Source organism: Novosphingobium clariflavum (genome assembly GCF_026420865.1).
Taxonomy (GTDB): Bacteria; Pseudomonadota; Alphaproteobacteria; order Sphingomonadales; family Sphingomonadaceae; genus Novosphingobium; species Novosphingobium clariflavum.
Genome location: NZ_JAPCWC010000027.1, coordinates 36,912 through 45,118 on the forward strand (window position 1 = coordinate 36,912; position 8,207 = coordinate 45,118).

Annotated in this window: 11 protein-coding genes; 6 read left to right on the top strand and 5 right to left on the bottom strand. The window is 67.2% G+C overall.

Annotation, left to right across the window (positions count from 1 at the left end; all coding sequences use genetic code 11):
- Positions 1-16 precede the first annotated feature (16 nt).
- Complete coding sequence (locus OKA11_RS20645; RefSeq protein WP_267223781.1) at positions 17-1,027, bottom strand: cysteine synthase A; 1,011 nt, start codon at positions 1,025-1,027, stop codon at positions 17-19.
- 295 nt (positions 1,028-1,322) lie between these two features.
- Positions 1,323-1,640, bottom strand: a complete 318-nt coding sequence (locus OKA11_RS20650; protein WP_267223783.1) for a 2Fe-2S iron-sulfur cluster-binding protein — start codon at positions 1,638-1,640, stop codon at positions 1,323-1,325.
- Positions 1,641-1,745: 105 nt separating this feature from the next.
- Between OKA11_RS20650 and OKA11_RS20655 the strand changes: the two genes are divergently transcribed.
- Positions 1,746-2,363 (top strand): DNA-3-methyladenine glycosylase family protein, encoded by a 618-nt coding sequence (locus tag OKA11_RS20655; RefSeq protein ID WP_267223801.1) that lies wholly within the window; start codon positions 1,746-1,748, stop codon positions 2,361-2,363.
- Here the strand turns inward: OKA11_RS20655 and OKA11_RS20660 are convergent.
- Entirely contained in the window at positions 2,360-3,481 is a 1,122-nt protein-coding gene (locus OKA11_RS20660; protein WP_267223785.1) for an acyltransferase family protein, read from the bottom strand. The genes OKA11_RS20655 and OKA11_RS20660 overlap by 4 nt on opposite strands.
- Positions 3,482-3,485: 4 nt before the next feature.
- Positions 3,486-3,785 (bottom strand): 4a-hydroxytetrahydrobiopterin dehydratase, encoded by a 300-nt coding sequence (locus OKA11_RS20665; RefSeq protein ID WP_267223787.1) that lies wholly within the window; start codon positions 3,783-3,785, stop codon positions 3,486-3,488.
- A 66-nt stretch (positions 3,786-3,851) separates the two neighbouring features.
- Between OKA11_RS20665 and ccmA the strand changes: the two genes are divergently transcribed.
- The 5 genes from ccmA to OKA11_RS20690 all read left to right on the top strand — a co-directional run bounded on the left by ccmA (position 3,852) and on the right by OKA11_RS20690 (position 7,902).
- Entirely contained in the window at positions 3,852-4,430 is a 579-nt protein-coding gene (ccmA, locus tag OKA11_RS20670) for a heme ABC exporter ATP-binding protein CcmA (RefSeq protein ID WP_267223789.1), read from the top strand.
- A complete protein-coding gene (locus OKA11_RS20675) occupies positions 4,427-5,086 on the top strand; it encodes a heme exporter protein CcmB (RefSeq protein ID WP_267223791.1) in 660 nt (219 codons plus the stop codon). Before ccmA ends, OKA11_RS20675 begins: the two co-directional genes overlap by 4 nt.
- A gap of 101 nt (positions 5,087-5,187) precedes the next feature.
- The gene (locus OKA11_RS20680; protein WP_267223793.1) at positions 5,188-6,330 is read left to right on the top strand and encodes a sulfotransferase family protein; all 1,143 of its coding nucleotides are present in this window, start codon (positions 5,188-5,190) and stop codon (positions 6,328-6,330) included.
- A 29-nt stretch (positions 6,331-6,359) separates the two neighbouring features.
- Positions 6,360-6,983, top strand: a complete 624-nt coding sequence (locus OKA11_RS20685) for a carboxymuconolactone decarboxylase family protein (RefSeq protein ID WP_267223795.1) — start codon at positions 6,360-6,362, stop codon at positions 6,981-6,983.
- Between the two features lie 472 nt (positions 6,984-7,455).
- Positions 7,456-7,902, top strand: coding sequence for a hypothetical protein (locus tag OKA11_RS20690; RefSeq protein ID WP_267223797.1), 447 nt, complete (start codon positions 7,456-7,458; stop codon positions 7,900-7,902).
- Between the two features lie 24 nt (positions 7,903-7,926).
- Here the strand turns inward: OKA11_RS20690 and OKA11_RS20695 are convergent.
- Positions 7,927-8,207: DUF1294 domain-containing protein (locus tag OKA11_RS20695; protein WP_407673493.1), on the bottom strand; the 281-nt coding region annotated here is incomplete at its 5' end.

Here is an 8,207-nt window from a genome sequence, read left to right on the forward strand (position 1 = left end):
CGACAGGCCGTTTACCTCAGCTTGCGAGCCAAGGGAAGACCGGCAGGCCTTTCGCCTCCAGCCACTCGCGGTTGTAGAGCGAGGAGAGGTAGCGGAAGCCGGTATCGCACAGGATCGTCACGACCCGCGCGTCGCGCTTGCCCTCGCCGACCAGCTTGCGGCCCAGTTCCACCGCACCGGCCACGTTGATGCCCGAGGACAGGCCGAGGCACAGCCCTTCTTCCGACAAGAGGCGGCGCACCCATTCGAGGCCCTCCTCGTCGGAAATGCGGAACTGGGTGTCGATCGGCGCGCCTTCGAGATTGGCGGTGATCCGGCCCTGGCCGATGCCTTCGGCAACCGAGCTGCCTTCGGCCTTCAGTTCGCCATGCGCATAGTAGTTGTAGAGCGCCGCGCCATAAGGATCGGTCAGCGCGACCGTGATGCTCTCGTCAAAGGCCTTGAGGCCCATGCCGGTGCCGGCGATCGTGCCGCCTGTGCCCGCCGCACACGTGAAACCGTCGATCCGGCCTTCGAGCTGCTGCCAGATTTCCGGCGCCGTGCTCTCGATATGCGACTTGCGATTGGCGATGTTGTCGAACTGGTTGGCCCAGGTAGCCCCTTCCGTCTCCGCCGCAAGGCGCCGCGAGGTGTGGACGAAGTGGTTGGGATCGGCGAACTTGGTGGGCGGCACCGTCACCAGTTCGGCGCCGAGCGCGCGCAAGGTGTCCATCTTTTCCTTGGACTGGTTGTCCGGCATCACGATCACGGCCTTGTAGCCGAGCGCGTTGCAGACCAGCGCGATACCGATGCCGGTATTGCCCGCCGTGCCCTCGATCACCGTTCCGCCCGGCTTCAACTCGCCGCGCGCCTCGGCGTCACGCACGATCCACAGCGCCGCGCGGTCCTTCACCGAGGCACCGGGGTTGGCGAATTCGCACTTGCCCCAGATCTCGCAGCCGGCAGCTTCGCTAGGGCCCTTGAGCAGAACGAGCGGAGTGTTGCCGATGAGGTCGAGCGTGGTGCGCTGGGGTGCAGGAGCAGTCATGCCCGCACAACTAGGAACGCAAAGCCCATGGCGCAAATGATTTGCGCTTTATCCCGCTAAAGCACGGATGATTCTTGCGAGAGCGGTTGGCCATGCGCGTGGTGACTGGCCCCACCCCCGCGCAAAAGCCTGAGGTCCAAACCGAGATGAAAAGTCGCCGAGCTCCGCCTCATGGGGGAGCGAGCATGGCTGGTTTCGAGAACCGGCGCGCAGCGTACATTCAGCACGTGAGCACCGGAAGCGCAGAAACCGGCCGCTTGCAGCCCCCTCAGGAGACCGAACTCGGCGGCTTTTTTCAGTCTTCCTGGGCGATCGTGACCTTGCAGCCTTCGAGCGCGTCGGTCACCGGCACCTGGCACGACAGGCGGGAATATTCGTTGCGGTTGTCCGAGCTGTCGAGCAGGTCGTTCTCGTCTTCGCTCATCGCCGGCAGCTTGTCGGCGAAGGCCGGATCGATATGGACATGGCAGGTCGCGCAGGAGCAGCAACCGCCGCAAAGTGCCAGAAGTTCATCAAAACCGCTGTCGCGGATCGTCTCCATCAGGGTGCGGCCCACGGTGGCCTCGACGGTCGATTCTTCACCCGCCTGGTTGACGACAATAATCTGCGGCATTCCCGTCTTTCCTTTTATGATCCTGCATGTTTCATGACATGCGTGTTCCGGCCTTTGCCCACGGCTGCTAAAGGCTGCGTCCCCCTTTGGCAAGAAAGACACATGATGGGCTTGAGCGCCGACGCACTGAAACTTGGCCTCGACGAAATCGCCATGCGCGAACCGGCCATGGCCCGCGCATTGGAGCGCGCCGGCTACCCCGAACCGCGCATTCGCGCGCGCGGCTATGCCACCCTGCTGCGCACGATCGTCGGCCAGCAGGTTTCGGTTGCCGCCGCCGCATCGGTATGGGCGCGGATGGAAGCCTTGCTCGGCCCCGAGATCGCCCCCGGCGCCTTGCTTGCCGCCGACTTCGATGCCCTGCGCGCCTGCGGCCTTTCCCGGCAGAAACAAGGCTATGCGCGTTCGCTCTGCGAACTGGTGGCAGCCGGAACACTCGACCTCGACAACCTGCCCGACGACGACGAGGAGGCCATTGCCCAGCTCGTGCGGATCAAGGGCATCGGCCGCTGGTCGGCGGAAGTCTATCTGCTCTTCGCGGAAGGGCGGCCGGACATCTGGCCGGCCGGCGACCTCGCCGTGCAGGCGGGCATGCACAAGATCCTCGGTCTCGACGCGCGCCCGAGCGAGAAGGAGGCCCGCTTATTGGCCGAGCAGTGGCGCCCGCACCGCGGCGCCGCGGCAATCTTCACCTGGCACTGCTACAACAATCCTGCGCTCTAAAGCGGTCGGCGCTGTTCCACCGGTGCGAACATCCGCGCCTCCATCCAGCGCCGAAAGCGCGGCGACTGGCGCTCCGTCAGCAGTGAAATCAGCGCGCAGAGCGCCACCACCAACCCCAGCAACGCCGCGAAGGCCAGCGGGTTACGCCCGGCAACCAGCCCGTGCGAACGGGCGAGTTGCAGCAGCGGCCAGTGAAACAGGTACAGCGTGAAGGAAAATCCAGCGAGCAATCCCGCCAGTTCGCGCAAGCGCATGATCGGCTCCGCGAAACGCTGCGCCAAGGGCCGCACGGCAATCAGCGCTAGCACCATGACCAGTCCCATCGCGAAATCGGACAGCGCCCATTGCGACCACTGCGCCTTGCCCGGCCACCATGCCTTGAGCAGCGGATTGAGCACGGCCCGGTCAATCTCGAACAAGGCCAGCGCCAGCCACACGCAGCCCACCAGCACCATGGGAGCGGCGGTCAGCGGCAGACGGCGCGCTGCCGGAGCATGCGTCAGCGCCACGCCCATCAGCCAGACCGGCATCAGCAGCAGGATCGCCCCGCCGGCACTCACGCAGGCCACCAGGACCGCCGCCACCCGCGCCCAGCCGCGCAGGAATACCGCCAGCGCGAAGATCGCGTAGAACCACACCTCATAGCAGAGCGACCAGTAGGGTGGGTTCCAGACCGGCGCGGGCATGCCCGGCCAGGCACTGACAAACGCCATCGGCGGCAGCAGGCGCGACGCCACTTCCAGCGGATCGTCGGGGCTGTTGTCGATATAGACACGTACCGGACCTGCCAGCACGTACGCTGCCAGCACCGCGAACAGCAGTGCCGGGATCGCCACCGGCAGGATCCGCGATACACGCGCCACGAAATAACGCGGCAGGCTCGACCGGCCGCCCTGCACCGACGTGCTGATGACAAGGCCGGAAAGCACGAAAAACACGATGACGCAGTAGTGCTGCATCCTCAGGCCGAACGGGAACGGCCCGCGGTAGAGGCCGAGCTGCACGGCATGCCCCACGGCCACCAGCAACGCCGCGCCGAAACGCGCGAAATCGAGCACGACCGAAAGCGGCCGCGTCAGAAAGCGCTGCTCGCCCGTTTCGGGCACGTTCCCGGCCACGGCCTTATGCCGCCGGTGCGATACCGTCGATGAAGCGGGCAAGCGCCACATCGCGCTCGCTCAGGCCCTCGGCGTCATGGGTGGTCAGCGTGATCTCCACCCGGTTGTAGACGTTGAACCATTCGGGATGGTGATCGCGCTTGTCGGCCTCGATGGCGACGCGGGTCATGAAGCCGAAAGCCTCGTTGAAATCGCCGAACTTCAGGGTGCGAACGATGGCAAGGCCATCCTCGCGCAAGTTCCAGCCGGGCAGCGTGCCCAGCGCGGCGGCGCGCTCGGCATCGGTAAGACGGGCGATGGACATGGTGCCTCCTGTGCCGCTTGTCGCTTTCCTTGGCAGCGCCGCGCCTTTCCACTATCGCAGGGCGGCATGCAAGGGGCGTCCGTAACAATCGAAGATCTGGCGTGTCGGCGCGGAGACAGGCTGCTGTTCCGTGGGTTGTCGCAGCGCCTCGGTCCGGGCGAGGCGCTGCACGTCACCGGCAGCAACGGCATCGGCAAGTCGAGCCTGCTGCGCATCGTCGCGGGCCTCGCCCCGGCCTTTGCCGGAACCGTGCAGACCGGCGGCGCGATCGGCCTGATCGACGAACGCCATGCCCTGGACCACGCCCTGCCGCTGGGCCGCGCTCTGGCGTTCTGGCGCGTGCTGGACCGCGCGGAAGACAGCGCTGTGGAGCGCCTTGGCCTTGCCCCCCTGCTGGACGTTCCTGTGCGCTATCTGTCCACCGGCCAGAAAAAGCGCGCCGCGCTCGCCCGGCTGATCGGCGAGAACGCCGCGATCTGGCTGCTGGACGAGCCACTGAACGGCCTCGACAGCGACGCAGCGGCCCTTACCGAAGCGCTGGTGGCCGAGCATTGCGCGGGCGGCGGCATCGCCCTGATCGCCTCGCACCAGCCCTTCACACTGGCCCGTAAACGCACACTGGCCCTCGGGGAATTTGCCGCATGAGCGGGCGGCTCCTCCCCCTCCTGAAGCGCGACATGGCGCGCCTGCTACTGGGCGGACGCGGCGGCGGCGCGGTGATGCCGGTGCTGTTTTTCCTCACCGTCGCCATGCTCTATCCCTTCGCGGTCGGCCCCGATGCCAGGCTGCTGGCGCGGACCGGCGGCGGCGTGATCTGGATCGCCGCGCTGCTCGCCGCGATCCTGCCGCTCGACCGGCTTGTCGAGCCCGACATCGAAGGCGGCCAGTTCGACCAATGGGCCCTGCGCGGCATGTCCGAGGAAATCGTGATCGCCGTGCGCGTGCTGGCCCATTGGCTGAGCTTCGGGCCGCCGCTGATGCTCGCCGCCCTGCCCGCCGCCGCCTTGCTGGGGATCGACGAGCCGACGCTGCGCACCGTGGAACTGGGCCTGCTGGCCGGAACCCCCGGCCTTGCCGCGCTCGGCGTGACCGTGGCCGCGCTTACCGCCGGCCTGCGCGGCGGCGCGGCGCTGGGCGGGCTGCTGGTGATCCCGCTGGCGGTGCCGGTGCTGATCTTCGGCGCCGGAAGCCTGGGTTCGGGCGGCGATAGCGGCCTTGCGCTGGCCGCCGCGGCAAGCCTCGTCCTGCTCGCCATCGCGCCCTTTGCAGGCGGCGCCGCCGTGCGATCCGCGCGCAGTTGATCCGCTCCATCATCGCCCCGGCGGTTGGCGCGCCGCGCTCCCGCCAAGCATAGTCGCCCCCGCACGATCCGGCCTCGAGGCCGGACGCCGGAGAGGGACCGATGCAGGATCACAAGGAGCTGATCGAGGACGCGCAGCGCCAGACCGGCCTCAACGATTTCGGGCCGGACAGCTTCCGCGAAGGCCTTGAAATTCTTTCCGATTCTCTGCGCCGCGAAGCCCGCCTCAATACCGTGGGCGAGCGCGCGTTGACCGAGCGGATCGGGCTCCACCTCAGGCAGCGCCTCCTGATCGAGGACTGGTATCGCCGCCATCCCGAGATCGAGGATGAGCAGATCGTCGCCCCGCTGTTCGGCGTCAGCCTGCCACGCACGGGCTCTTCGGCGCTGTCCTACCTGCTCGCCAGCGACCCCGGCATCCGCTACCTCCGCGTCTGGGAAAGTGCGCAGCCCTGCCCCCCGCCATCGACCGTTCCCGCCCCCGATCCGCGCCGCGGCGTGGCCGCCACCAGCGGCGATGCGCTGCTGAAGGGCGGCAAGCGCACCCCCTCCGGCATCGACGGCGCGATGGAGTGCCAGGACCTGATGGCGCTCGATTTCAAGAGCCAGATCTTTCAGGCTTTCGCCCGGATTCCGCGCTATTCGGACTGGCTACTGGAAACCGACCTGAACGACACCTACGCCTACCAGAAACGCACCTTGAAGCTGCTGCAGTGGGGCGAACCGGCGCGTGCATGGCGCCTCAAGGCGCCCACACACATGCTCTACCTCGATGCGCTGACCGCCGCCTTCCCCGACGCCCGTTTCGTGATGACGCACCGCGATCCGGCCGAGGTCATTCTCTCCGTCGCCGCCGTCTATGCCGACATCATCGGCACGTTCACCGACCATATCGACATGCCCTACCTCGGCGAACTCAACCTGCGCTGCTGGTCCGAGGCGATGAACCGCGCGATCGCCTTTCGCGAGGGCGGCCAGGACCACCGCTTTTTCGACATCCACTTCCGCGCCATGCATCAGGACCCGCTCGGCGAAGTGCGGGCGCTCTATGCCTGGCTCGGCGAGGAGGTCTCCCCCGCCTTTGCCGATGCCATGGCCGAGTGGTGGGCCGACAACGCGCAGGCCGAGCGCATGGGCAAGCCCGATCCCGCCCGGTTCGGGCTCGATCCCGCCGCCGTGCGCCAGCGCTTCGCCCCCTATCTCCAGCGCATGGAGCAGTGGGCGCCGTCCGGCGCCGCGGCATGACCCTTTCCTTGGACACAGGTGATTCGAACATGAGCAAGCCCAACACCGGCCCGGTGAATTTCGACGAAGCGGCCCGCATGGCGCAGACCACGGCGGGCGGCCCGCGCTATGCCCCGCTGCGGCTCGAAGACGTCAGCCCCGAGGGGCAGGAGCAGGTCGATGCGATTCGCGCCGCCTTCCACATCCCCGAAAGCCGCCCCTTCCCCGACGTCAGCCTGATCACCCTGCGCCACCCCGGTATGTTCAAGGGCCAGATGGTGCTGGGCATCGAACTGGCCGCGCGCGGCGCCATTCCGGGGCGTGAGCGCGAATTGATGATCCTGCGCCTGGCCCGCCTTGCCGGGGCGCCGTTCGAATGGTGCGAGCATGTCGATATCGGCAAGGCCTTCGGCATCACCACCGAGGAAATCGACCGCGTGCTGCAGGGCTCCGCCGCACCGGGCTGGAGCGCGCACGAATCGGCGATGCTGCGCGCGGTGGAGGAACTCATCGCCGATCACTGCATGGCCGATTCGACCTGGGACATCCTCGCCCAGACCTGGGACGAGAAGCAGATGCTCGAAGTGCCGATGCTGGTGGGTGCCTACCTGATGACGGCGCTCCAGCAGAACACGTTGAAAATCCAGCCGAAGGGCGGTTTCGACTACCGCTGACAGGCGCATTTCCCGCCGCCTGCTGCGGCTTCTCCCCCTGCCGATGCGGCAAACCGACAGGCGCGGCCCATCGGGCGGCGCCTGTTCGCATGTCTGTGGACAAGTCCGGCACGCATTCGGGGAAGTCTGGGGACAGACTGTGCACCGCCGGCGGACATCGCCGGCCTATCCTTGTGGATAAACCGGCGCAAATCCACTGAGAAACCGAGGGAAAGCATGGGAAAAAACGGGCCGGGTGGTCATTCGCGAGAGGCGAGACCGACCCGGCCCAGGAGGACAGGAAGGGCAGCCCCGACACCCCATGACAAGTGCCGGAACCGGGTCCTTGGGTGCAGGCTTGACGGCCAGGACAAGCTGCGTATCAATGGCTAATGATAATCATTCGCAAGTGCAAGCTCTTTTCATCCAAGCCCGGTAAAGAGCCCCGCCCCTGCCCTTGCGCATAGCCTGTTTCGCAACCTGGAGACCTGCCATGTACCAGTATGTCGACCGCCCGCTGAGCACTCTGGACGAAGGCTGCCGCTTTCTCGTCTGGTCGATGCGGGCCTGGGTCACGACACTGTCGCAGCGCCGCTGCCCGGCCGAATCGCTCGCCCCGGCCTTCGCGCGCTGGCGCATGATCGGCGGGCTTCAGCCGTTCCACCGCGCCATGCTGATGTTCAACCGCGACGCGCTGGAGACCTTCGCGTTCTGTCCGATGGCCTGCGATCACGTTTCCGAGCACGAGGCGGTGATTCTCGAACTCGTCTCCTCGCTGCGGGACCGCGGCGCCCAGGCGACTCGCGAGACGCTGGAACTGGTGGTTCAGGAGGACGCGGTGGGCGACCTGCTCGAAACGCTGTCCAAGCTGGGCGCGGCCATGGCGATTGCCGGGATCTTTCCCGCGCATCCCGTCGCCGCCCCGCAGCACCGCGACTGACCCGTCATGCAGGGCCAGCGAGCGTCAGGGGGCGCTCGCAGCCCAGCCGATCAGCCCGGCCATGGCGATCGCCTGAAGGGCAACGATCGCCTTGAGGTAGTTCACGAAGGGCTGCTTGCGCGTCTTGTGGCGGAACAGGCGCCGCCCCAGCAGCGCGCCGGGCGAGCCGCCGAGCGCCGCCAGCGTCAGCAAGTGCCGCTCCGACACCCGCCCGCCGCCTCTGCGTGATTGCGCCTTGTCGTAGCCGTAGACGGCGAAAGTCCAGAAATTGAGCCCGCCGAACAGGGCGGCGGCAAGCATGGGTG

Excerpts from the sequence above, each read along its gene's own strand:
- OKA11_RS20645 (WP_267223781.1), bottom strand. The coding sequence starts at position 1,027 with ATGACTGCTCCTGCACCCCAGCGCACCACGCTCGACCTCATCGGCAAC.
- OKA11_RS20650 (WP_267223783.1), bottom strand. The coding sequence starts at position 1,640 with ATGCCGCAGATTATTGTCGTCAACCAGGCGGGTGAAGAATCGACCGTC.
- OKA11_RS20655 (WP_267223801.1), top strand. The coding sequence starts at position 1,746 with ATGGGCTTGAGCGCCGACGCACTGAAACTTGGCCTCGACGAAATCGCC.
- OKA11_RS20665 (WP_267223787.1), bottom strand. The coding sequence starts at position 3,785 with ATGTCCATCGCCCGTCTTACCGATGCCGAGCGCGCCGCCGCGCTGGGC.
- ccmA (WP_267223789.1), top strand. The coding sequence starts at position 3,852 with ATGCAAGGGGCGTCCGTAACAATCGAAGATCTGGCGTGTCGGCGCGGA.
- OKA11_RS20675 (WP_267223791.1), top strand. The coding sequence starts at position 4,427 with ATGAGCGGGCGGCTCCTCCCCCTCCTGAAGCGCGACATGGCGCGCCTG.
- OKA11_RS20680 (WP_267223793.1), top strand. The coding sequence starts at position 5,188 with ATGCAGGATCACAAGGAGCTGATCGAGGACGCGCAGCGCCAGACCGGC.
- OKA11_RS20685 (WP_267223795.1), top strand. The coding sequence starts at position 6,360 with ATGAGCAAGCCCAACACCGGCCCGGTGAATTTCGACGAAGCGGCCCGC.
- OKA11_RS20690 (WP_267223797.1), top strand. The coding sequence starts at position 7,456 with ATGTACCAGTATGTCGACCGCCCGCTGAGCACTCTGGACGAAGGCTGC.